This is a genomic window from Pseudomonas sp. NPDC007930 (assembly GCF_042958985.1).
In the GTDB taxonomy this organism is placed as follows: domain Bacteria; phylum Pseudomonadota; class Gammaproteobacteria; order Pseudomonadales; family Pseudomonadaceae; genus Aquipseudomonas.
The window spans coordinates 23,358-46,626 of the sequence record NZ_JBIBKC010000026.1; the positions used below are offsets into that span (position 1 = coordinate 23,358).

Sequence of the window (23,269 nt, forward strand, 5' to 3'; positions counted from 1 at the left end):
TGAGGTTCCCCATGCAAAACGTTGAATCGCTTGGAAAACCGGCCCAGCCGGCGGTGGCGCCAGCGCGCCGGCAGGCGCTGTTCTGGCGGGCGATGGAGGTGCGGGTGAGCTTTATCCCGCTGCCGGTGTACCTGCTGCTGGCCGCCTTGGTGGTAGGGCTGTACCTGTGCAACGAGCTGAAAACCGACTTGCCGACCATGGTCGCGATCATCGGCCTGGGCGGCGCCACCTGTGGCGAGCTGGGCAAGCGCCTGCCGCTGGTGGGCAAGATGGGCGGCGCGGCGGTGGTGTCGGCGTTCCTGCCGTCGTTTCTGGTGCACATCGGCTGGATCCCGCAGGCGGTGATCGCCCCGGTCAGCAGTTTTACCAAGTCGACCAACTTCATTTACCTGTTCGTCTCGGCGGTGGTGGTGGGCAGCATCTTCACCATGGACCGGGGGTTGATCGTCAAGGGCTTCGCAAAGATCTTCCTGCCGCTGCTGCTGGGGTCGGTCCTGGCCCTGTGCGCCGGTGTGGCGGTGGGCTTGATGTGTGGGCTGGAACTGCGCCAGGTGCTGTTTTACGTGATCGTGCCGGTGATGGGTGGCGGGCTGGGTGAAGGCGCCATCCCGTTGTCGGTGGGCTATGGCGAAATCCTCGGGGTGGACTCGGGGAAAATCCTTGCGCAACTGCTGCCGGTGATCCTGCTCGGGAACCTCTGCGCGATCCTCGTGTGCGGCGCCCTCGACATGCTCGGCAAGCGCTTCCCGCGGCTGACCGGCAATGGCCGCCTGCAACTGGCCGAACAGGCCAGCGACGGCGGCGCCAGCCAGGAACTGACCGTGGAATACGACGCCCAGACCATCAACCAGGTGATCGCCGCCGGCATGTGCGCGATCACCCTGTACCTGGCCGGGGTGCTGCTGCACGCGCTGTTCGGCCTGCCAGGGCCGGTGTGCATGCTGTTCCTGGCGGTGGCGCTGAAGCTGGGCAACGCGGTGCCGCAAAAGCTCGAAGTGGGCGCGCACCTGCTGTTCAAGTTCTTCACCACCTGCGTGACCTACCCGCTGCTGTTCGCCAACTCCATCGCCGTGACCCACTGGACCGAGCTGACCGCGGCGCTGCACGTGGGCAACGTGCTGACCATCGCCACCACCGTGGTGGTGCTGGTACTCACTGGCTTTGTGGTGGCGCGCAAGCTGGGCATGTACCCGATCGAGGCGGCGATCGTCAACGGCTGCCACAGCGGCCTGGGCGGCACCGGCGACATCGTCATCCTCACCGCCGCCAACCGCATGCAGTTGCTGCCGTACGCGCAGATTTCCACGCGCATCGGCGGGGCCTTGACGGTGATGGGGGCGTTGTTGATTCTGGCCAACTTGCCGCCGGTTTGAGGTAGGGTTGCAGGGCCTCTCGCCCGGCACAGCCGGAGTGCCGGACCACGGCCTCCCACCAGATTTGTGTAAGCCATTGATTTTGGAAACAACACAGACCCCGTGGGAGGCCGGCTATGCCGGGCGAAGGGCCCGCTACCCTTGCCCCAGGAGCCCAGCCCATGCCCTACTCGCTCCACCCTACCCTGCAAGCCTTCGTCGAACACAGCGAAGCCTTCACCCCCACCAGCCCAGGCCTGGCCGGCCAGCGCCAAGCTTATTTGGCCATGGCCGCGCACTTCACCCCGGCCGCCCCCGCGGGCCTCGGCGAAACCGACCTGCAGCCCCCCGGCTGCGCGCCGCTGCGCCTGTACCAGCCGCAAGGGCCGCAGCCAGCGGCGGGCTGGCCGGCGGTGCTGTACCTGCACGGCGGCGGCTGGTGCGTGGGCAACCTGGATTCCCACAACTTCATTTGCCGGGCGATGGCCGTGGCGCTGCGCGCCCAGGTGCTGGCGGTGGACTACCGGCTGGCGCCAGAGCACCCCTACCCGGCGGCGCTGCTCGATGCCCTGGCCGCCTGGCACTGGCTGCGCGAACAGCCCGGCACCGACAGCCAGCGCCTGCTGGTGGCCGGCGACAGCGCCGGCGCCACCCTCGCCGCCGGGCTGTGCCTGGCCTTGGCGCGCCAGGCCGGGCCGCAGCCGCGTGGCCAGGCGCTGGTGTACCCGCTGCTGGGCCCTGGCGGCACCCCCAGCTACGCCGAACACGCCGAGGCGCCGTTGCTGGCCGCCGCCGATGTGCGGCAGTACCTCAACGCCTACCTGCCCGCCCAGGCCTGGGCCGACCCGCTGGCCTTGCCGCTGCTGGCCACTGAGCTGCACGGTACCGCGCCGGCGTTCATCGCCACCGCCGAATACGACCCACTGCGCGACGACGGCGCGCTCTACGCGCGGCAACTGGCCGCGGCGGGCACCGTCGTGGAGTATCTCGAGGCCAAAGGCTGGCTGCACGGCGGCCTGCGGGCCTTGGCCAGCCCCGCCACCGAACAGGTGCTGCAGGCGTGGTTCGGCTGGATGGCTGGGCGCCTTTAAGCGCCGTTGTGCTCGGTGCGGCGGGCCTGTTCGCGGCTGTGGTCGAGGGCCAGCGCCAGCGCTGCCCAGGGCGCCGGCGCGCCACCCGAGGTACAACCGCGCAGGTGCACGAACTCGCGGTCGGCGTCGGTGGCCAGTTGGATGCCATGGCAGCGCACGCAGCGCACCATGTCGGCCTCCAGCGCCCAGTGGCGGGTCCACTCGATGATCGGGTTGGTCTTGAACAGCATCGTCGGATCCAACGGTCATTGCGTAGTGGCATTATGCCCACAGGTTGCCTGGCAAACCCACGCCACTCCCAGACATTAGCGCGCAAACGAGCGGCTAACGGCCAGGAACGCGAAGTGCATCACATTCGCCCCCAAGCCACCGGCGAATGCCCGCGCAACCGCTCTGGCACCGCTGCATAGGCCCGGCCTTCTCAATCCCAAAAAATATCCGAATTGCGCTGCGCCCCCACCTGGACGACTCTTAACCCAGCGAAGCGCGCCGGGGTTCTAATCCGGCCCGCGGCGCCCCTTTTTTCATTGAGTTGAGCGCATTGACGATGACATTCGACTGGCATTACATGTTCAGCCTCGTAGGCAATATGGATTTCTGGCTGGCTACCTGGACGGTGATCAAACTCAGTGCCTTGACCTGGCTGCTCAGCATCGTGCTGGGGTTCCTGGTGGCCCTGGCCAAGCAGTCCAACCGCCCGCTGTTCAACCTGCCGGCGCGGGGCTACATCTGGTTCTTTCGCAGTGTGCCGCTGCTGGTGCTGTTGATCTTCATCTACAACCTGCCGCAAGCCGTGCCGCTCACCTCGGTGGTGCTGGGCGACCCGTTCTGGGCCGGGTTGATCGCCATGGTGATCAGCGAAGTGGCTTACGTTGCGGAAATCCACCGCGGCGGCTTGCTGTCGATCCCCAAGGGCCAGGCCGAGGCCGCCCGCGCCCTGGGCCTGCGCTACGCCGGCCTGCAATGGCGGGTGGTGATCCCGCAGGCACTGCGGGTGGCGCTGCCGTCGCTGGCCAACGAATACATCTCGATCGTCAAGCTCAGCTCGCTGGTGTCGGTGATCTCCTTGACCGAAATCCTCATGGTCGGCCAGCGCCTGTACTCGCAGAACTTCCTGGTGATGGAAACCATGGCGGCGGTGGCGTTCTACTACGTGCTGATCGTTACCGTGTTCGACTTCCTGCTCAAACGCCTGGAGCGCTGGCTGGACGTGACCCAACGCAAGGTGGTGCGCCAGCCCGACGCCGAAGTGCTGGCCCTGGCCACCCGCCAGGGCACCCCGGTGGCGCGCCCCAGCGCGGAAGGCGCCGGCCCTGCCCTGCAAGCCACCCGCCTGCACAAGGCCTACAACGACATCGAAGTGCTCGGCGCGGTCAGCTTGCAGATCCAGCCTGGTGAAGTGGTGTCGGTGATCGGCCCGTCCGGCTCGGGTAAAACCACCTTGATCCGCCTGCTCAACGGCCTCGAGCAGATCGACAACGGCGAGATTCAGATCAACGGCCAGCCGTTCATTCACCTGAGCCGCGAAGGCGCGCAAAAACCGCGCTTCATCGAACACAGCGAACACCGTTTGAACATCGGCATGGTGTTCCAGAGTTTCAACTTGTTCCCGCACTTGACGGTACTGGGCAACTTGCTGCTGGCGCCGCGTTACCACAACTTGGCAGCCACCGAGGAATTGACCCAACAGGCGTACGCACTGCTGCACAAAGTGGGCATGCTCGACCACGCCTGGAAGTACCCGCACCAACTTTCCGGTGGCCAGCAACAGCGGGTGGCGATTGCCCGCGCGTTGATGATGCGCCCGCAAATCATGTTGTTCGACGAGCCCACGTCGGCGCTGGACCCGGAAAAAGTCAACGAAGTGCTGCAAGTGATCGAAACCCTCGCCCAGGAAGGCATCACCATGATCATCGTCACCCACGAGATGAACTTCGCCTTCAAGGTGTCGGACCGCATCGTGTTCATGGAAAAGGGCCGGGTGGTCTGCGACGACTCTCCGCAAGCCCTGCGCAGCGGCCGCCACCCGCGGGTGGAAGCCTTCCTCAAAGACGTTTCCCTGGCCTGAGCCTTCACCGTTTCATCAAGGACCCATCATGATCGAGCAATGGCAAGTAGAGCAGTTTCATAAAGACGGTTACCTGGTGGTCGAGGGCGTGCTCAGCGCCGCTGAAGTCGCCGGGCTGCAGCAGGACTTCGACCAGTGGGTCGAAACCAGCCGCGCCCACACCGAAGGCTGGGGCGAAACCCAGGACGGCCGCGAGCGTTTCGACCTCGAAGCCGACCACCGCGCCGACCACCCTTCGCTGCGCCGGGTCAGCTCGCCGACGGAAATCTCCCAGGCCTACTTCCAGGTGGCGATGAAATCGCGCATGGCCGCCATTGCCGGGCAATTGATCGGCGGCAGCGGCGCGCGCTTTCACCACAGCAAGATCAACTCCAAGTTGCCGCGCACCGCCACCAAGGTGGAGTGGCACCAGGACTTCCTGTTCACCCCCCACAGCAACGACGACATCGTCACCGCGCTGTTGATGGTCAGCGACGTGACCCCGGAAAACGGCCCGCTGAACGTGATCGCCGGCAGCCACAAAGGCCCGCTGTGGTCGCACTGGCACAACGAGCGCTTCACCGGCGCGGTTGGCAAGGACGTCGAGGCCGAACACTGCCAGGCCCCGGTGGCCTGCTATGGCCCGTCTGGCTCGGTGTGCTTCATGCACACGCGCCTGCTGCATGCTTCAAGCCCTAACGAGACCGAACACCCGCGCACCCTGTTCATCAGCGTTTACGCCGCTGAGGATGCGCTGCCATTCGGCGAAAACCCGCTGCCCAGCGAACACGCCGGGCTGATGGTGGCCGGCGTGGAAACCGGGTTGGTGCGCAGCACCGCCAACCAGGTGCGCTTGCCGCAAAAACCACGCGGCGCGTCATTTTTTGTGCAACAGGCCGGTAAAGACCTGGCTTCTGCCTAACTTCCTATAACCTTGCGGGGAAACACCATGACCATGCTTCGCCAGTTCGTTCGCCCGATTGCCCTCAGTGTACTGGGCGCCGCCGTTGCCATGACTTCCCTGGCGGCTTCGGCCTTCCAGCAGCCGGGCAAGATCATCGCCGGCTCCGACATCACGTTTTTCCCCTACGAGTACATGGACAACAACAAGCCGGCCGGCTTCGACATCGAGCTGCTCGACGGCATTGCCAAGAGCCTGGGCCGCACCGCCGAAAACCTCGACACGCGCTTCCCCAACCTGATCACCGGGCTGCAGGGTGGGCGCTTCGACGTGACCAACTCGTCGATGTACATCACCGCCGAGCGGGTCAAGGTGATCGATATGATCCCCTACCTGAAAAGCGGCGAAGCGCTGCTGGCGCTGAAGGGCGGCGAGTTCCAGCCGAAGGTCCCGGAAGACCTCTGCGGCCACAAGGTCGGTTCGATGGGCGCCACTTCCTGGCTGCAGCAACTGCACAAGCTCTCCGATGAGTACTGCGTGAAGAACGGCAAGAAGCCAATCGAACTGAGCGAATACTCCACCGACCCGCAAACCACCCAGGCCCTGCTGGCCCACGCGGTGGAAGCGCAAATCACCGACGCGGCCGTGGCCCGTGGCGTGATCGACAAGCTCGGCAACCGCGTGGTGATCTCCTCCGACACCCTGATCTACCCGGTGCTCAACGGCTTCGGCGTGAAAAAGGGCAACGATGAGGTAAAAACCGCGATGATCGAAGGCCTGAAGAAATTCAGCGCCACCCCGGAATACGCCGCGCTGCTGAAGAAGTACAACTTCGAGGCGCCGACCGACGCCGACATCGCCGAACTGATGCCCAAGCCCTGACCGCCCCTGCGGCGTGCCCCGCGCGGGCACGCCCCGCAGGACCTTTTTTCTGCTGGCCCCCTTTGCCCAGAGTTGAATGCCATGAGCCCGTTTCCAGAAACGATGAGCGCAGTGATCGCGCGCGCCCCGGGTGGGCCCGAAGTGCTGCACTGCGTGCAGCGCCCGCTGCCGCGCCCGCAGGCCGGTGAGGTGCTGATCCGCGTTGCCGCGGCCGGGGTCAACCGCCCCGACCTGATGCAGCGCAGTGGCCTGCCGGTGCCGCCGGGCAGCAGCGATGTGCTCGGCCTGGAAGCCGCCGGTACGGTGGCGGCGCTGGGCTTTGGGGTCAGTGATTTTGCCGTGGGCGACCCGGTCATGGCCCTACTCGGCGGTGGCGGCTACGCCGAGTATTGCCTGGCCCAGGCCGCCCATTGCCTGCCGGTGCCGGCCGGGCTGCCGCTGGAAAGCGCCGCCGGCGTGCCGGAAGCGGCCTTTACCGTGTGGCACAACCTGTTCGAGCTGGGCCGCCTGCAGGCCGGCGACTGGGTGTTGATCCACGGCGCCGCCAGCGGCGTGGGCAGCTTTGCCCTGCAATGCGCCCAGGCCGCCGGCGCCAAGGTGATCGCCACCGCCGGCGGCGCGGCCAAGGTCGCCGCGCTGCAAGCCCTGGGGGTGTGGCGCGCGGTAGACCGCCACCGTGAAGACTTCGTCGAGGTGGTTGCTGAATGCACCGCCGGGCGCGGTGTGGATGTGGTTCTCGACAACGTCGGCGGCCCCTACGTGGCGCGCAACCTGGCGGCGCTGGCCAGCGGCGGGCGGCATGTGAGTTTGGCGTTCCTGCAAGGGCCGCGGGTCGAGGTAGACCTGGCGCTGGTGATGCGCAAGGGCCTGAGCCTGACCTCCTCGACCTTGCGGCCGAAAAGCGCCACGGAAAAAGCCCGGCTGGCGGCGAACATCCGCGCCCACCTGCTGCCGTGGCTGGCCAGCGGCCTGGTGCGCCCGCTGGTGCACGCGCAGTTGCCGCTGGCCGAGGCCGCCGAGGCCCACCGCCTGCTCGAAGCCAACGCCAACATTGGCAAAGTGCTGCTCACCGCCCACGCCCACTGACCGGAGGCGCCATGTTCAAGCTGTACTTCGCGCCCACCTCCGCCTACGTGCGCAAGGTGATGATCAGCGCCCACTGCCTGGGCCTGGCCGGGCAGATCGAACTGCTCGACTCGGCCGCCCACCCGGTGCAGCGGGATGAGCGCATCGCCCGGCTCAACCCGTTGGCCAAGGTGCCCGCGCTGCAAACCCCAGAGGGCCTGGCACTGTACGACAGCCGGGTGATCTGCGAGTACCTCGACGCCTACGCTGGCGGGGGCTTGTTCCCCACCGGCAGCGCGCGCTGGCCGTGCCTGGCGCGCCAGGCCCTCGGCGACGGCCTGCTCGACGCCGCCTTGCTGGCCCGCTACGAAAGCACCGCGCGCCCAGCCGACAAACACTGGCCGGGGTGGGTCGAGGCGCAGTGGCTCAAGGTGCGCGCGGCGCTGGCCGAGATCGAGCGCCAGGCGCCGACGTTCAGCCCTGGCCCCAGCGACATCGGCCTGATCGCCCTGGGCTGCGCCCTCGGCTACCTGGATTTCCGCTTCGCCGAGCTCAACTGGCGCGCCGGCCACCCCGCCACCGCGGCGTGGTTCGCCCAGCTTGAGCAACACCCTGCCCTGCGCGCGACCCGCCCGGTCGCCTGAGCCCTGGAGCTGCCCCATGCCGCACACTGTGTACTTTCTCAACGGCCCCAACGCCAACCTCTACGGCCTCGACAAAAGCGGCACCTACGGCAGCGAAAGCTTCGCCAGCATCGAACACGGCTGCCAGCGCCACGCCGCGGCGTTGGGCCTGGCGCTGGTGTTCCGCCAGAGCAATCACGAGGGCGTGCTGGTCGACTGGATTCAAGAAGCCCGGCACAGCGCCAGCGCGATCGTGATCAACGCCGCCGGCCTGAGCTACACCTCGGTGGCGATCCTCGACGCGCTGCTGGCCTTCGACGGGCCGATCATCGAGGCGCATATGAGCAACCTGTGGAAGCGCGAACCGTTTCGCCACCACTCGTACGTGTCCAAGGCCGCCACCGGGGTGGTCGCCGGCCTCGGCGCCTTGGGCTACCGCCTGGCGCTGAGCGCCGTGGCCGAGCTGCTGGAGGCCTGAGCATGGGCGCCACCCTGGTGTTTTCCAGCCCTTGTGACGACTTCGAGCACTGGCGGGCCTTGCTCACGGCGCGCTTGCCCGGCGTGCAGGTGTGCCTGCCGGAACAGGTGCGGCACCCCGAACAGGTGCTGTACGCCCTGGTGTGGAGCCCGCCCAGCGGGTTTTTCGGCCGTTACCCGAACCTGCGGCTGGTGGTCAACCTGGGCGCCGGGGTGGATGCCCTGGTGGCCCGCGATGACCTGCCCGCCGCGCCGATCACCCGCCTGGCAGACCCCGCGATGACCCGCATGATGGGCAGTTACGTACTGTTCGCGGTGCTGCGCTATGCCCGTGGCATCCCCGCCCTGGAGCAGGCCCAACGCGAGCGCCGCTGGGCCTACGCCCACCCGCCGCTGCCGCACACGCTGCGGGTGGGCATCCTCGGCCTGGGCGAGCTGGGCAGCCACGCCGCGCTCGAACTGGTGCGCCAAGGCTTCAGCGTACAAGGCTGGGCGCGCAGCCCCAAGCAGCTCGACGGCGTGGCCTGCAGCCATGGCGAAGCGGCCCTGCCAGGCTTTTTGGCCAGCACCGACATCCTCGTGGTGATGCTGCCGCTGACCCCGCAGACCCACGGCCTGCTCGATGCCGAGCGGCTCGCCTGGCTGCCCGAGGGCGCCTGTTTGATCAACGTCGCGCGGGGCCAGGTGCTCGACCAGGCGGCGCTGACCGCCGCCCTGGCCAGCCGCCGCCTGGCCCACGCCACCCTCGATGTGTTCAGCACCGAACCCTTGCCGCCCAGCGACCCGTTATGGGCCATGGGCAACGTATTGATCACCCCCCACGTGGCCTCGATGGCCTTGCCCGCCACCGCGGTGGTGCACATTGCCGAGAACATTGCGCGGCTGCAACGGGGGGAGCCGGTATTGCATCAAGTTGACCCTACCCGGGGTTATTGAAAGTAAGCCCCAACCGATTTGTTTTTTCCGAAGCGCTGAGTTCAAAAAGCGTAATTCTCAAGTTCAAGGCCAGTGCCCACACTGGCCGGGTAAACACAAGTTGACTGCCAGGCCTCTTTCACGTCCGGCCCCCGGGCTGGCGTTGTACTGAGTTAGTTCGCGCCGGTGAAACACTTCAAGTTCGCGCCTTTCAACAGGAACCTCACATGTCAGTGGAAACAATCAACACCCTGGTCGTCGGTGCCGGGCAGGCGGGTATCGCCATGAGTGAACACCTTGCGCTGATGGGCGTGCCGCACATCGTGCTGGAACGTAGCCGCATCGCCGAGCGCTGGCGTTCAGAGCGCTGGGACTCGCTGGTGGCCAATGGCCCGGCCTGGCATGACCGCTTCCCGACAATGGCCTTCGAGGGGATCTCGCCAGAAGCCTTCCCGCCCAAGGAGCGCATGGCGCAGTACTTCGAAGACTACGTGAAGATGCTCAAGGCACCCGTGCGCACCGGCGTGGCGGTGACCCAGGTCGAGCGCCTGGTCGGCCGCCCGGGCTTCAAGGTGACCACCAGCGAAGGCGTGATCGAGGCGGCCAACGTGGTCGCCGCCACCGGCCCGTTCCAGAAGCCGGCCTACCCGAACATCGTGCCGGCCACGGCGAACGTGCAACAGCTGCACTCCTCGGCCTACAAGAACCCCGCGCAACTGCCACCCGGCGCGGTGCTGGTGGTCGGCGCCGGCGCCTCGGGCTCGCAGATCGCCGAAGAACTGTGCCAGGCCGGGCGCACCGTGTACCTCTCGGTGGGCGAGCACTACCGCCCGCCGCGCGCCTACCGTGGCCGCGACTACTGCTGGTGGCTGGGCGCCCTGGGCCTGTGGGACGAGGTGAAGATCACCCCGAAGAAGAAACACGTGGCCTTTGCCGTGAGCGGCTATGAAGGCGGTAAAACCGTTGACTTCCGCCGCCTGGCGCACATGGGCATCCACCTGGTGGGGCTGACCGAAACCTGGAACGACGGGGTGCTGACCTTCGCCCCGGGCCTGGCGGAAAACGTCGCCCAGGGCGACCAGGCCTACTTCGACGTGCTGCGCGACGCCGACGCCTACATCGAAACCAACGGCCTGGCCTTCCCGCCCGAGCCCGAGGCCTGGGAACTGCTGCCCGACCCGGCCTGCCTGAGTGAACCGACCCTGAGCCTCGACGTGCACGCCGCGGGCATCACCACGGTGCTCTGGGCCACCGGCTTTACCTTCGACTTCAGCTGGCTGCAGGTCGATGCCTTCACGGAAACAGGCGAGCCGTTCCACAAGCGCGGCATCTCCGCCGAGGGGGGGGTGTACTTCCTTGGCCTGCCGAACCTGGTGGACCGCGCGTCGTCGTTCATCTATGGCGTGTGGCACGATGCCAAGTACATCGCCGACCACATCGTCAAGCAGAACGCCTACATGGCCTACACCAAGCCCTGAGCAGCCGTTGCGCCCCGAAAACCCTCCTATACTCAGGTTTTCGGAGCGCCGCTTATGAGACTGTTCTGGGTTTTGGCCGCAACGCTGTGCCTCACCGCCTGCTCCGCCACGGGCCCCGATGTACCCTCAGGGGGCTTCCCGCTGCAAGTCACCCACCTGGCGGTAACCGCCGATGCCGCCGCCGGCGCGGTCGACGTGGCGCTGGTTATCCGCAATGGCGATGGCTACACGCTGAAATCCGCCCTGCTCACCCTGGCCGCCTACAACGCCCAGGGCACCCAGGTGGGCGCCACTTACGCGGTGCAGATCCCCGGCCCGCTGCCGGCCAAGGCCAGCAGCCCGGAGGTGCTCAAGAAAGGCGCCTGGCGTGACCTCAGCATCACCTGCGTGGCGGTGATCCGCGCGCAGATCACCTCCCTCGATTACGCCAGCGACTACGCCGATGGCGCCGAGGCGCGGGGCATCGTGGCCGATAAGGATCGCGGGCCGTGTGGGCGCTGAGGGCTTCTCGCCCGGCACAGCCGGCTTCCCACGAGATCTGTGTAACTAATTGATTTAAAAAAACAATATATATCCCGTGGGAGGCCGGCTGTGCCGGGCGAAGGGCCTCAACCCTCACAAATGCTTCAACCCCCGCGGCGACGGCGTATAGAAATACTCCCCACCCTTCAAGTGCACGAAGCCACTGAAGTTCTTCTGCGCATGGGGCGCCGGGCTGGGCCATACATGGTCAGTGGCCGCTTCGGCTTCCTCGCTCAGCAACACCTGGCCAATGATCGGGTCGATCCCCACGAACGGGTCCGCCGGGCCGAACTTGGGGAACTTGCGGTTGTTCGCCCAGCTTTCCTGCATGAAGTGAAACTGGTCCTTGATCGACGCCTGGTAGCTCATGAACAACAGCCCCACGCCGTCATTGGGCTGGTCGACGAATTCAGCAGTGGCCGGGTCTTGCAGGCGCAGGCCGTAGGTGATGCCGCGGCGGGCCATCTGCACGCCCTTGTCGAACACCTCGCCGCCCGGGCTGGAACCGCGTGGGTTGGTTTTGCGGATGTGGCCCTGGAACGGGCAACGGGCGCCGTCAGGGTCGGCGTTGTAGTTGAAGTCGTTGTCGACCGGGGCGGCCGGTGGCGGCGGCTGGAGGGTGACCGGCACGCCGTTTTCGAAGCGCCCGACCACCATCGCCCCGGCTAGTTCGTCATCGCTGGGCGGCGGCGTGAGCGCGCCTTGGATGGCCTCTTCGGCGGCCTTGAAGCTGGCCACGTCCTGCTCCAGCTTGCGGAACACAAACAGGCTGGCCAAGCCTTCGCCGGGGGCCAACGGGTCATCGAACATGAACTGCTTGAGCGGCGCGGTGGGGTCGTAAACGAAATCGGCCTTGGCGCCTTTTTCCGCGGCGATGTCGCTGGTGGTCATCAGCGGCTGCGAGCGGCCGTCGACGTAGCCAAAGTGCTCGATCCCGGCGCCGGCCTTGTTGAAGTAAGCGCGGCCCTCCTGGGCCAGCAGCAACTCGAAACCGCTGGCCTCGGCGTTGAGCGTTTGTACTTCGCTGAAGGCCATGTGCGAGAGGTCGTCGAGGTCATCGTGGGCCAGTAACAGCAGCACGTGCACCGGGCGCTTGAGCGCGCTTTGCCAGGAGTCGGTGGTTTGCCGGTCGAGTGCGGCGGTGTCGGCCGCCATGCCCTGAACGAAAAATTCATCCAGCGGCGTGCCGCCCGGGGCGAACGGCGCGGCCTTGCCGAACTGCACCAGGCCGGCGTGGCTGATGAACGCCAGGCGCACCACCCCGCCGGGCTCGCCGGTGTCTTTGAAGCGGCGGGTTTCCTGGAACTGGGTGGCGGCGCTGGTGACCTTGTAGTGGTGCATGAAGTGGCGCGCCTTGGCCACGTCGGTGATCTCCAGGAACAGCAGCACCACGTGGTTGCGGCCATGGCCCTTGAGGATGTTCGCCTGCAGGGCCTGCAGCAGGTGGCGGGTGGCGGGGGCGTCGAGGTTGGAATCGTCCAGTGGCGTGTTCAGGTTGAACGGCATGGGGTGGCTCCTTATCGTTTTTATACTCATCAGGCCCGCCACGCGCGAACGCCAACGCGCGCCGCGCAAGGGCGGGGCGTACAAGGAGAGACTCGATGATCACCGTAAGGCGGGGGTGCGACGGTACCGGGGCGTTAACCTGTTTTGTTATTCGAGTCATAACGCCCCAGCGTGGGGAGGGTATAGGCCCGGCGCGGGGGGTGCGCCATGGCCTTTCGTCGCCTGGGCGGGCGCCGGTTACCCCGCCACCGACCCCGCCGCCGCGCGGTCCTTGCCCAGCAGCCGGCGCCCCCATTGCATCCCCTTCAACTCCACGAAGCGGTAGGTGAACGCCGCCACCGCCAGCACCGTCAGCAGTTGCAGCAACACCACGGCGTTGTCGAGCCACAGGCTGTGGGTGGCGATGTACTTCATCATCCCCGGCATGTCGTGGCCTTGCTGGGTGGTGGTGAGTTCGGTGTGCAGGAGTTTTTCCAGCACGATGACCGCGCTTTTGTAGACGAACAGCACCGCGGCGTGGGTCAGGTAGATGGAGAACGAGAGCATCCCCAGCCAGGCGAAAACGCGCTGGCGCAGCAGCCGCGAGACCACCCCGCGCTCGAAGGCGAACACCAGAATCACCCCGCAGAACAACAGGCTGACCCACACCCCCTTGTGCGCCATCGGCGTGACCAGCAGCCGGTACACCCCCAGCAGGCAGGCGATTTCCAGCAGGTTGAAGTCCAGCCCGTAAAAACTCAGGCCTTTGATCCGCTCGTACAACCCATACAGGCAGGCGCCGGCGAAGAAGCACGACAGCCCGCGGAAGATCTCCAGCTTCGCCCAGCTCTCGCCGTGCCACAGCGTGACGAACGCCGCCAGCGCCAGGGCGGCGAAAGCCTTCAGCGCCGCGCGCCGGGCAAGCAGCGCCAGCGCGCCGAACAGCAGGTACAGGTAGTACTCGATGCTGATGCTCCAGGCCGGGTAGTTGAACGAGCCGGTGATGGCGCTGTTCAGCCAGCTTTGCAGCAGCAAGGCGTTGGGCAGGATTTCCGCCGGCGCGGTGGCGCCGCTAAAGGCCGGGTCGTTGAAGGTGAAGCCCTTGAGCTCGGCCAGCTTGCGCCCGCTTTCGAGCAGCAGGTACACCAGCAGCATGGCCCAGTGCAGCGGCAGCAGCCGGGCACTGCGGCTGATCACGAAATCCTTCAGGCCCTGGGCGCTGTTCAGGCGCTGGCCGTAGCTGTGCATCAGCACGAAGCCACTGAGGATGAAAAAGAATTCGACGAACAGGTAGGCGTTCTTGAAGAACTCCAACTCCGCGATGCTCTGCACCACATAGGTGTGGAACATCACCACGGCCACGGCGCACAGGCCGCGAAAACTGTCGAGGGCGGTAAAGCGTTTCATCGTTGGGCGATCCCTGAGCATGCTCGGCCCTTGCGTACTACGAGGCAGATGGCCTTCCCTGCCTGCACGCCCTAACGCCACTGTTTTGATGGCACAGCGCATTGGTCGCTAAAGTGGCGTGAGGTTTGGCGCAAGGCAATAGCCTGCCGACGGGAGGTCGGGGTGTTTTTCCAACGCGCCCCTCAGCCCCCGCCGCAAATGGCTCAGCGCGCCAGCCAGCCCGGCTCGCTGCTGCCCAGCGCCGGCGTGGTGCCGAACCAGGCGCAGGGGGTTTCGCTCATCTTCAGCACCGGGCCCAGGGTTTTCAGGTCGCCGTAGCAGGTGTTGTCGCTGCGCACCGCCAGGCGCTCGAATTCTTCCGCGGTCAGCCGCCCCGGCAGCCCGCTGAAGCCCTCGACCAGGCCCTGGCGTTGCAGGAACATCGCGCTCTGGCACAGCGACACCTGCACCCGGTAGCTGCCGCCCTCCTTCGCCCGCCGGGCCAGTGCCAGCATGGCGCCGAAGGTGGCGAGAAAGCCAGTGAGAAAGTCGCACATGAACACCGGCGTCAGCCGCGGTTGGTCGCTGCCACTGAGCTGGCCCTGGGTGTGGCAAATGCCGGTCACCGCCTGGGCCACCTGGTCCCAGCCGGCGCGGTCGGCGAACGGGCCGCCAGAGCCATAGCAGTTGACCGTCACGTGCACCAGCCCCGGCTTGCGCGCCAACAGGTGCTCGGCGCCAAAACCGTGGGCTTGGAGACGGTGCGGGCGGTAGCCGTCGATGAACACGTCGGCGTCTTGCACCAATTGGTAGAGGCGTTGCGCCTCGGCGGGCACGCCGATGTTAAGAAAGCAACTGCGCTTGCCGTGGCTGGTGTCGCGCACGAACGACGGCACCTGCGGCAGGTGCGGCGCGGTGACCATCAGCACCTCGGCGCCGTGCTCGGCCATGCCCAGGCCGGCGGTGGGGCCGGCGAGGATCCGCGTCAGGTCGAGCACGCGGATGCCGCTGAGCGGCTGCGCCGCCGGTGGCAAGGGCACCGGCGCGCTGTCGGCGACCTTGGTGATTTCCACCACCGGGCGGCTGGCCAGGTAGCGCCCGTGGGGGTGGGCCAGCCATTGTTCCGGGGTGCGCACCAGGCCGCCGCAGGCCAGCGCCGCGGCGATCGCATCTTCCAGCGCGGCGGCGCTGTGCCGCGCCACCGCGGCCTTGACCGAGGCCACCGAGCTGCTCGCGCCGAGCACATCCAGCACCCGCCGCTCAAGGTGCGGCAGGTTGGTGTGGGGCAACAACCACTCGCCGTCGGCGCCCTGCCAGGGCTGGGTCAGCGAGACCATGTGCTTCATCGCCGGTGAGTACGGGATCGGCTGGTACTGGCCGTTGGCATCCTTGAGCTGGGTCATGTCGCCGCCGTACAGCGACGTCGCGGCGGCGGCGCGCACGTCTACGCTGAGCGTTTGCCGGCGGCCGTGGCGCAACTGCCAGAGGTCGTTGGCGGCCACCCCGCGGGCGGCCAGGGCGGCGGCGGCGGTTTCACCGATCAGAAACGGCGAGTCGTAGAACGGGTCCGCGCCGGTGAGGGTGACCTCGCCGGCCGGCAGCGGGCTGCCGGCGCGGATGGCCATCAGTTCTTCGAAGGCGCCGCTGTTGTTTACATCACGCATAAGGGGGCTCACAGTCAAATCGAAGGGGCGCTCACAGCGCGCGGGGTTGGGCCATCGGCGCGGTGCGGCGATCAAGCAACGACACCGCCACGCACACCGCGAAGGCCAGCGGCACGGTGACCAGCGCCGGTGGGTCGAGGGTGAACAGCGGCGCGCCGAAGCCGAGCACCTTCACCCACACCGACGGGCCCAGCACCGTGAGCAGCACCGAGGCCAGCAGCCCGGCGCTGCCGCCGCACACCGCGCCACGGGCGCTCAGGCGCGGCCAGTACATGGCCAGGATCAGCACCGGGAAGGTCGAGGAGCAGGAGATGGAAAACGCCAGGCTGATCATGTAGGCGATGTTCTGCCCCTTGAACAGCAACCCCAGCACCACCGCCAGCACGCCGAGCACCACCACCGAGGCCTTCATGATCGCCATTTCGGTTTTCTCGCCCGCCGCGCCACGCTTGGCCAGGCTGCCGTAGAGGTCGTGGCTGATCGCCGAGGCGCCGGAGATGGTCAGCCCGGCGACCACCGCGAGGATGGTGGCAAAGGCCACCGCCGAGAGAAAACCAAAGAACGGGTCGCCGCCGAGCACTGCCGCCAGGTGCAGCGCCGCGGTGTTGCCGCCGCCGAGCAGCACGCCATTGGCGCCGAACAGCGCTGGCTGCTGCCGCAGCAGGTACAGCGCGCCGAAGCCGATGATGAAGATCATCGCGTAGAAGCTGTTCATCATCAGCGTGGCCCACAGCACCGAGCTGCGCGCCGCGCGGGCATCGCGCACAGTGAAGAAGCGCATCAGCACATGGGGCAGCCCGGCGGTGCCGAGCATCAGCGCGATGCCCAGCGAAAACCCCGACAACGGGTCGCGCGCCACCGCGCTGGGCAGCAGCACCTGGGCGCCGGCCGGGTGCGCGGCCACGGCGTGTTCCAGCAAGGCAGCAAAGCTGAAACCCACGCTGTGCAACACCAGCAGGCTCATCAGCAGGCAGGCGCTGAGCATCAGCACCGCCTTGACGATCTGCACCCAGGTGGTGGCCATCATGCCGCCAAAGGCCACGTAGAGGATCATCAGCGCGCCCACCAGCAGCAGCGCCCAGGCGTAGTCGATGCCGAACAGCACCTGGATCAACTGCCCGGCGCCGACCATCTGCGCCACCAGGTAGAACAACACGATCACCAGCGAGGCGGTGGCCGAGAACACCCGCACCGGGGTGCCAGGCAGCCGCGAGCAGACCACGTCGGTAAAGGTGAACTTGCCCAGCCGGCGCATCTTCCCGGCCATCAGGAACACCACGATGGGCAGGCCGGTGGTGTAGCCCACGGCGTACACCAGGCCGTCGAAACCGGAACTGAACACCAACGCCGTGAGGCCCAGCAGGGCGCCGGCGCTCATGGCGTCGCCGGCGATCGCCAGGCCGTTCTGAAACCCGGAAATCTGCCCGCCGGCGCTGTAGTAGTCACTGGCCGAACGGGTGCGCCGCGCGGCCCACCAGGTGATGCCCAGGGTGAGCGCGATCACCGCCAGGAACAAACTCACCGACACCCCGCTCACGGCCTGGCCGCCGGCGGCAAAGGCCGGGCTGGCGACCAACAACAGGGCAACTGCCCAGAATGGATGCTTCATCTCAGCGCTCCTGCCCATGGTTGGTCACCAGCACGTACACGGTGGTCAGCACCGCGCCGCAGAGAATCACCAGCAGGCCCAGCAGGAACGACAGCGGCAGGCCCAGGCTGAAGGGGTCGGCGGCCAACGCGCGGGTGTGGAACGCGCAGGCATAGACAAAGCCGAAGAACGCCAGCACCTGGATGGCGGCCAGGCTGATCCCCAGGGTGAGTTTTTCATCGCTTTGCGCGGGTGGTGTGATGGTCTTGGTCATGCTGCCCCTCGGCGTGGTAGGTCGGTTGCTGCCGGGAGCGATGCAGTGCATGTACCAGTGGGGCGAGGGTTCACCGATCGGGATGGGAGGTATCTGTGGGGGTGATAACGGCGGATGCGGGCATGGCTTCAGGGCCGTTCGCCCGGCACAGCCGGCCTCCCACCAGATTTGTGTAAGTGATTGATTTACTGAACAACACAGAACCCGTGGGAGGCCGGCTGTGCCGGGCGATAGGCCAGCCAGGCCATGCGCTTGGTAAAACCTCGGGAGAGATCAGGGCTTTTTACCCTCGATTCAGCGCGCTGATCGCTTAGGTGAACAGTTTTACGGCTGTGCCGGGCAAAGGGCCCTCCCAGGCACCACAACGGCACACCCCCTGCCCCACCAGCACCCTTTCAGGGCACCCCTAGCCTCCCACACCCCAGCCCAGCGCGCGCCACGCACCCTGGCACAGGCGTTGCTCTGCTGCTCCCACGCCCACCCTTACCAACAGAGGCCAGCATGGACTCCGGGGACCTTGTGTTCTTCGCCGCCGTCGCCAAGTTCGGCAGCATCAGCAAAGCCGCCTCACTGCTCGACACCGTGCAGTCCAACGTCACCCAGCGCATCCGCCGGCTGGAAAACGAACTCGGCGTGCCGCTGTTCTACCGCCACGGCCGCGGCGTGACCCTGACCCCCGCCGGGGTGCAGTTGCTGCCCTACGCCAGCCAGATCGACCAGATGATGGACGAAGCACGGCGGGCGATCGCCAACGAAGCCTCGCCGGTGGGCCAGTTGCGCATCGGTTCGATGGAAACCACCGCGGCGATTCGCCTGCCCGACGTGTTGGTGGATTACGCCGCTGAATACCCCCATGTGGACCTGTGCTTCCAGACCGGCACCTCCCGCGGCTTGCTGGAGGAGGTCAAAGAACGCCGCCTGGAAGCCGCGCTGGTGGCCGGGCCGATCGATGACCTCGAGCTGATCAGCCAACCGCTGCTCACCGAAGAGCTGGTGGTGGTCACCGCGCCCTGGTTCGTGCGCCCGCTGGACGAGCGCCCGGCCTGGGTCACCTCGCCCACCCAGGTGAAGATCGTGGTGTTCCGCCACGGCTGCATCTACCGTGAGCGCCTCGAAGGGCTGTTGATCCGCCAGGGCGTGCGCACCATCAAGCGCATGGAAATCGGCACCCTCGACGGCCTGCTCGGCTGTGTGCGCGCCGGCATTGCCATCAGCCTGTTGCCGCGCTCGGTGGTCGAGCCCTGGGCACGCGCCGACAAACTGGCGATCCACCCGCTGCCCAAGGGCCAGGGGCTGGTCGACACCCTGCTGGTGCGGCGCCGCGACGGGTTTGTGTCCACCGCGTTGAGCTGCTTCGTCGATAAACTGCAAGCGGCCTTCAACGGCACTGCCCCGGGGGCTGGGCAGGTTCACTAGCGGGCTGCACCACCCTCGACGGCACCGGCGGGCTGGCCGCTGGTCACTGGCGTTTGCTTTTTATGTTCTTTATTTGAGATTGTATATGCACATTCAATCTTATTGAGAGAATACAGATGGACCTCACCACCCTCGGCATCTTCCAGGTGGTTGTCGCCGAAATGAGCGTGACCAAGGCCGCCAGCCGCCTGGGGCGGGCCCAGTCGAACGTGTCGACGCGCATCCAGCAGCTCGAAGAAGCACTCGGCGCGCCGCTGTTTCACCGCGACGGCAAGCGCCTGCAACTGACCGAGCGTGGCGAAGTGTTCCTCGACTACTCGCGGCGCTTGCTGGCGCTGGCCGACGAAGCGCGGCAGGCCATGCACCCCACCGAACCCGGCGGCGCGCTGCGCATTGGGGCGATGGAGAGCACCGCCGCCACACGCCTGCCGGCGCTGGCCAGTGCCTATCACCAACAGTGGCCAGGGGTGCAGTTGAGTGTGCGCACCGGCCATTCCCAAGGCCTGCTGGCGGCGCTGCACGGCGAGCAACTCGACTGCGCCTTCCTTGCGCTGCTGCCGCACGAACAAGAAGCGCCGCATGCACACCTGGCGGCGCAGCAACTGGTGGGCGAGCCGGTGTTTGCCGAGCGGATCATGCTGCTGGTGGCCGCCACCCACCCATTTGCCCAGGCGCCAGCAGACACCCCGCTGCGGCTGGCGGCGTTCAAGCCGGGCTGCACCTATCGCGCCCTCGGCCAGCGCTGGCTGAGCAACCAGTGGCCGGCCACCGGCCGCCAACTGGAAACCCAGGAGGTGAACTCCTACGATGAGATGATCGCCCGCGTGGCCGCCGGCCAGTGCGCCGGCTTTGTGCCGCAGAGCGTGCTCGAACGTAACGGCGCGCTGCCAGGCGTACGCGTCAGCCACGCGCTGAACGCCGACACCTGGCTGGTGCACCGCCAGGGCTACCACACCCCGGCGCTGGCCCAGCTCAGCGCCCTGGCCCGCCAGGGGGTGGCGCCATGAGCACCTGCACCGCGGCCCAGGCCGCACCCCGCAGCCATTGGGCCGGTGCCGTGGCCGCGGCGTTGGTGATGGCGGTGGGCATGGGCTTTGGCCGTTTTGCCTTTACCGGGCTGTACCCGCAGATGGTGCAGGAGGGCGTGCTCAGCGTGCACGACGGCACCCTCGCCGCCTCGGCCAACTACGCCGGTTATCTGCTCGGCGCCCTGCTGGCCGCGCGGCTGGCCCCGGCCCAGGCGCGGCGCTGGGCGATCCATTCGGTGCTGATGAGCGTGCTCTGCCTGGCGGCGCTGGCGCTGTTGCACCAGCCCTGGATGGTCGTGGTGGTGCGCGGGGTGGCCGGGGTGTTCAGCGCACTGTCGATGATCGCCGCCTCCCTGTGGCTGTTGCAGCACCGCGCCCGGCCCGAGCAGGCGGCGTTGCTGTATGCCGGGGTGGGCGTGGGGATCGTGCTGTCGGCCGAGTTGCTCGCCGTGGGCGAGGCGTACGCCCTGCCCAGCCCGGCGCTGTGGGCCGGCCTGGCCGCCGCCGCGCTGCTGCTGGGCGGCCTCGGCCTGCTCGGGCTAGACCCCGCGCCAGCGGCGCCGGCGCCGGCAAGCGATGTGCACGGGCAACGCCACTTCGCCCTCGGCGCCTGGGCGCTGATCGCCCTCTACGGGTTGGCCGGTTACGGCTACATCATCACCGCCACCTACCTGCCGCTGCTGGTCAAGGGCCTGCTCGGTCCGCTTAACCCGATCCACCTGTGGGCGCTGTTCGGCCTGGGCGCGGTGCCGGCCTGCTACCTGTGGCAGCGCCTGCACCTGCGCCTGGGCACCCACCGCGCCTTGCGCCTGAACCTGCTGGTGCAGGCGCTGGGGGTGGTGCTGCCGGTGCTGCTGCCCAACGCCGCCGGCTACCTGGGCAGCGCGCTGCTGGTGGGCGCCACCTTTACCGGCACCGTGACCATCGCCCTGCCCGCCGCCAAGCGCGTGGCCCACACCTTCAAGGCCAACCTGCTGGCGGCGATGACCGCCGCCTATGGCCTGGGGCAGATTCTCGGCCCGCTGGCCGCCAGCGCCTTGTTCAACCTCACCGGGGGTTTTAGCCTGGCCTTGGCCAGCGCGGCGTTGGCGTTGGTGGCCGGCGCACTGTTCACCCTCCAGCCTTCTCACGTTCATCGGAGCCCACGCCCATGACCCGCCCTGGCTTGCTTGAGTTGTTGCAGATCACCCACCCGATCATCCAGGCGCCGATGGTCGGCGTGTCGACCCCCGCGCTCGCCGCGGCGGTCTCCAATGCCGGCGGGCTGGGCTCCCTGGGCCTGGGCGCGAGCACCCCGGCGCAGGCCCGGGCGATGATCGAGGCCACCCGCGCGCTGACCCCACTGCCGTTCAACGTGAACCTGTTCTGCCACGCGCCGGTGCGCTTCGACCAGGCCCGCAACGCTGCCTGGCTGGCCCACTTGGGCGAGTTGTTCGCGGAACTCGGCGGCCAGCCGCCGCAGGCCTTGAAGGAAATCTACACCTCGTTCCTCGCCGACGGCGCCATGCTCGAGATGCTGCTGGAGGTCAAGCCGGCGGTGGTCAGCTTCCACTTCGGCGTGCCACCACAGGCCTGGGTGCAACGCCTCAACGCCGCCGGCATCGTCACCCTTGGCTGCGCCACCCAACTGCACGAGGCCGAGCAACTGGCCGCGGCCGGGGTGCGCGCAATCGTCGCCCAGGGCGCGGAGGCCGGTGGCCACCGCGGGGTATTCGATGACGCCCCCGGGCAAGACCCGCAACTGGGGTTGATCCCGTTGCTGCGGCTGCTGGCCCGCCGTATCGAGCTGCCGCTGATCGCCGCGGGCGGGTTGATGGACGGCGCCAGCATCGCCGCCGCGCTGCAACTGGGCGCCAGCGCGGTGCAGTTGGGCACGGCGTTTATCCTTTGCCCCGAATCCAGCGCCAGTGCCGCCCACCGCGAGGCACTGCTGGGCGAGCGCGGCCTGGCCACGCGCATCACCAGCAGCGTGTCGGGCCGCCCGGCGCGGGGCTTGGCCAACCGCCTGTACCTTGAACACCCCGGCAGCGCCCTGCCGCTGCCGGCCGAATACCCCCTGGCCTATGACGCCGGCAAGGCCCTCCATGCCCTGGCCCAGCAACGCGGCAGCAGCGCCTTCGCCGCCGAATGGGCGGGCCAGGGCGCGCCGCTGGCGCGGGCGATGCCGGCGGGGGCGTTGCTGGCGGTACTGGTGGAAGAGCTTGAGCAGGCAGTGGGGTAATACTGTTCACTTAAGCAATCAGAGCGCTAGATTGAGGGTTAAAAGCACTGATTTCTATAAATGGTTTTACTGAGTGCGTGACCTGACTGGCCCATCGCCCGGCACAGCCGGCCTCCCACCAGGCTCGTGTAAACCCTTGATTTCCAGGGCAATATAGAACCCGTGGGAGGCCGGTTGTGCCGGGCGATAGGCCCTGAAGCTCATGCAAAAAATCAGCAGCGCTCACAGATTGATCCCCTCCAATGGCTTAGGTGAACAGCAAGGCAGTGGGGGGGCACAAACGCCAGGGCGCGCCGCTGGCGGTACTGGTGGAAGCGCTTGAGCAGGAAGTGGGGTAATACTGCTCACTTGAGCAATCAGAGCGCTACATCGAGGGTTAAAAGCACTGATTTCTTTAAATGGTTTTACTGAGTGCGTGACCTGACTGGCCCATCGCCCGGCACAGCCGGCCTCCCACCAGACTCGTGTAAACCCTTGATTTCCAGGGCAATATAGAACCCGTGGGAGGCCGGCTGTGCCGGGCGATAGGCCCTGAAGCTCATGCACAAAATCAGCAGCGCTCACAGATTGATCCCCTCCAATGGCTTAGGTGAACAGCAAGGCAGTGGCGGGTTAAGGGCCCTCGGCACAAACGCCAGGGCGCGCCGCTGGCGGTACTGGTGGAAGAGCTTGAGCAGGCAGTGGGGTAATACTGTTCACTTGAGCAATCAGAGCGCTAGATTCAGGGTTAAAAGCACTGATTTCTATAAATGGTTTTATTGAGTGCGTGACCTGACTGGCCCATCGCCCGGCACAGCCGGCCTCCCACCAGACTCGTGTAAACCCTTGATTTCCAGGGCAATATAGAACCCGTG

21 protein-coding genes are annotated in these 23,269 nt (G+C 67.0%); 15 read left to right on the plus strand and 6 right to left on the minus strand.

Going from position 1 to position 23,269, the window contains the following annotated elements:
- Positions 1 to 11 precede the first annotated feature (11 nt).
- Complete coding sequence (locus ACFZCE_RS25890; protein WP_390943401.1) at positions 12 to 1,373, plus strand: 2-hydroxycarboxylate transporter family protein; 1,362 nt, start codon at positions 12 to 14, stop codon at positions 1,371 to 1,373.
- A gap of 161 nt (positions 1,374 to 1,534) precedes the next feature.
- Positions 1,535 to 2,443 (plus strand): alpha/beta hydrolase fold domain-containing protein, encoded by a 909-nt coding sequence (locus ACFZCE_RS25895; RefSeq protein WP_390943402.1) that lies wholly within the window; start codon positions 1,535 to 1,537, stop codon positions 2,441 to 2,443.
- On the opposite strand, the gene ACFZCE_RS25900 is transcribed toward ACFZCE_RS25895, so the two are convergent.
- The gene (locus tag ACFZCE_RS25900; RefSeq protein WP_390943403.1) at positions 2,440 to 2,673 is read right to left on the minus strand and encodes a hypothetical protein; all 234 of its coding nucleotides are present in this window, start codon (positions 2,671 to 2,673) and stop codon (positions 2,440 to 2,442) included. The genes ACFZCE_RS25895 and ACFZCE_RS25900 overlap by 4 nt on opposite strands.
- 317 nt (positions 2,674 to 2,990) lie before the next feature.
- On the opposite strand from ACFZCE_RS25900, the gene ACFZCE_RS25905 reads away from it, so the two are divergent.
- The 9 genes from ACFZCE_RS25905 (at position 2,991) to ACFZCE_RS25945 (ending at position 11,332) form a co-directional block, all read left to right on the plus strand.
- Complete coding sequence (locus tag ACFZCE_RS25905; RefSeq protein WP_390943404.1) at positions 2,991 to 4,511, plus strand: ABC transporter permease subunit; 1,521 nt, start codon at positions 2,991 to 2,993, stop codon at positions 4,509 to 4,511.
- Between the two features lie 28 nt (positions 4,512 to 4,539).
- Complete coding sequence (locus tag ACFZCE_RS25910; RefSeq protein WP_390943405.1) at positions 4,540 to 5,412, plus strand: phytanoyl-CoA dioxygenase family protein; 873 nt, start codon at positions 4,540 to 4,542, stop codon at positions 5,410 to 5,412.
- Positions 5,413 to 5,439: 27 nt separating this feature from the next.
- Entirely contained in the window at positions 5,440 to 6,273 is an 834-nt protein-coding gene (locus tag ACFZCE_RS25915; protein WP_390943406.1) for a transporter substrate-binding domain-containing protein, read from the plus strand.
- Positions 6,274 to 6,354: 81 nt separating this feature from the next.
- A complete protein-coding gene (locus tag ACFZCE_RS25920; protein ID WP_390943407.1) occupies positions 6,355 to 7,359 on the plus strand; it encodes a zinc-binding dehydrogenase in 1,005 nt (334 codons plus the stop codon).
- Between the two features lie 11 nt (positions 7,360 to 7,370).
- On the plus strand, positions 7,371 to 7,982 hold the full coding sequence (locus ACFZCE_RS25925; protein ID WP_390943408.1) for a glutathione S-transferase N-terminal domain-containing protein: 612 nt from the start codon (positions 7,371 to 7,373) through the stop codon (positions 7,980 to 7,982).
- Positions 7,983 to 7,998: 16 nt separating this feature from the next.
- Positions 7,999 to 8,439, plus strand: coding sequence for a type II 3-dehydroquinate dehydratase (locus tag ACFZCE_RS25930; protein ID WP_390943409.1), 441 nt, complete (start codon positions 7,999 to 8,001; stop codon positions 8,437 to 8,439).
- Positions 8,440 to 8,441: 2 nt separating this feature from the next.
- The gene (locus tag ACFZCE_RS25935; protein ID WP_390943410.1) at positions 8,442 to 9,374 is read left to right on the plus strand and encodes an NAD(P)-dependent oxidoreductase; all 933 of its coding nucleotides are present in this window, start codon (positions 8,442 to 8,444) and stop codon (positions 9,372 to 9,374) included.
- Between the two features lie 206 nt (positions 9,375 to 9,580).
- Positions 9,581 to 10,831, plus strand: a complete 1,251-nt coding sequence (locus tag ACFZCE_RS25940) for an NAD(P)-binding domain-containing protein (protein ID WP_390943411.1) — start codon at positions 9,581 to 9,583, stop codon at positions 10,829 to 10,831.
- Positions 10,832 to 10,885: 54 nt separating this feature from the next.
- Complete coding sequence (locus ACFZCE_RS25945; RefSeq protein WP_390943412.1) at positions 10,886 to 11,332, plus strand: hypothetical protein; 447 nt, start codon at positions 10,886 to 10,888, stop codon at positions 11,330 to 11,332.
- Between the two features lie 114 nt (positions 11,333 to 11,446).
- Here ACFZCE_RS25945 and ACFZCE_RS25950 read toward each other — a convergent pair whose 3' ends face one another.
- From ACFZCE_RS25950 to ACFZCE_RS25970, 5 genes are all read right to left on the minus strand, one after another.
- Positions 11,447 to 12,859, minus strand: coding sequence for a Dyp-type peroxidase (locus tag ACFZCE_RS25950; protein ID WP_390943413.1), 1,413 nt, complete (start codon positions 12,857 to 12,859; stop codon positions 11,447 to 11,449).
- Positions 12,860 to 13,096: 237 nt separating this feature from the next.
- Complete coding sequence (locus tag ACFZCE_RS25955) at positions 13,097 to 14,245, minus strand: acyltransferase family protein (RefSeq protein WP_390943414.1); 1,149 nt, start codon at positions 14,243 to 14,245, stop codon at positions 13,097 to 13,099.
- A 203-nt stretch (positions 14,246 to 14,448) separates the two neighbouring features.
- Complete coding sequence (locus ACFZCE_RS25960; protein ID WP_390943415.1) at positions 14,449 to 15,888, minus strand: CoA transferase; 1,440 nt, start codon at positions 15,886 to 15,888, stop codon at positions 14,449 to 14,451.
- Positions 15,889 to 15,919: 31 nt separating this feature from the next.
- On the minus strand, positions 15,920 to 17,497 hold the full coding sequence (gene actP, locus ACFZCE_RS25965) for a cation acetate symporter (protein WP_390943416.1): 1,578 nt from the start codon (positions 17,495 to 17,497) through the stop codon (positions 15,920 to 15,922).
- 1 nt (position 17,498) lies between these two features.
- Positions 17,499 to 17,750, minus strand: coding sequence for a DUF485 domain-containing protein (locus tag ACFZCE_RS25970; RefSeq protein WP_390943417.1), 252 nt, complete (start codon positions 17,748 to 17,750; stop codon positions 17,499 to 17,501).
- Positions 17,751 to 18,251: 501 nt separating this feature from the next.
- Between ACFZCE_RS25970 and ACFZCE_RS25975 the strand changes: the two genes are divergently transcribed.
- The 4 genes from ACFZCE_RS25975 (at position 18,252) to ACFZCE_RS25990 (ending at position 22,415) form a co-directional block, all read left to right on the plus strand.
- Entirely contained in the window at positions 18,252 to 19,166 is a 915-nt protein-coding gene (locus ACFZCE_RS25975; protein ID WP_390943418.1) for a LysR substrate-binding domain-containing protein, read from the plus strand.
- 116 nt (positions 19,167 to 19,282) lie between these two features.
- Positions 19,283 to 20,173 (plus strand): LysR substrate-binding domain-containing protein, encoded by an 891-nt coding sequence (locus ACFZCE_RS25980; protein ID WP_390943419.1) that lies wholly within the window; start codon positions 19,283 to 19,285, stop codon positions 20,171 to 20,173.
- On the plus strand, positions 20,170 to 21,348 hold the full coding sequence (locus tag ACFZCE_RS25985; RefSeq protein WP_390943420.1) for a YbfB/YjiJ family MFS transporter: 1,179 nt from the start codon (positions 20,170 to 20,172) through the stop codon (positions 21,346 to 21,348). Before ACFZCE_RS25980 ends, ACFZCE_RS25985 begins: the two co-directional genes overlap by 4 nt.
- Positions 21,345 to 22,415: a nitronate monooxygenase gene (locus tag ACFZCE_RS25990; protein ID WP_390943421.1), complete on the plus strand. Its 1,071-nt coding sequence runs from the start codon at positions 21,345 to 21,347 to the stop codon at positions 22,413 to 22,415. The genes ACFZCE_RS25985 and ACFZCE_RS25990 overlap by 4 nt, the downstream gene beginning before the upstream one ends.
- Positions 22,416 to 23,269 lie beyond the last annotated feature (854 nt).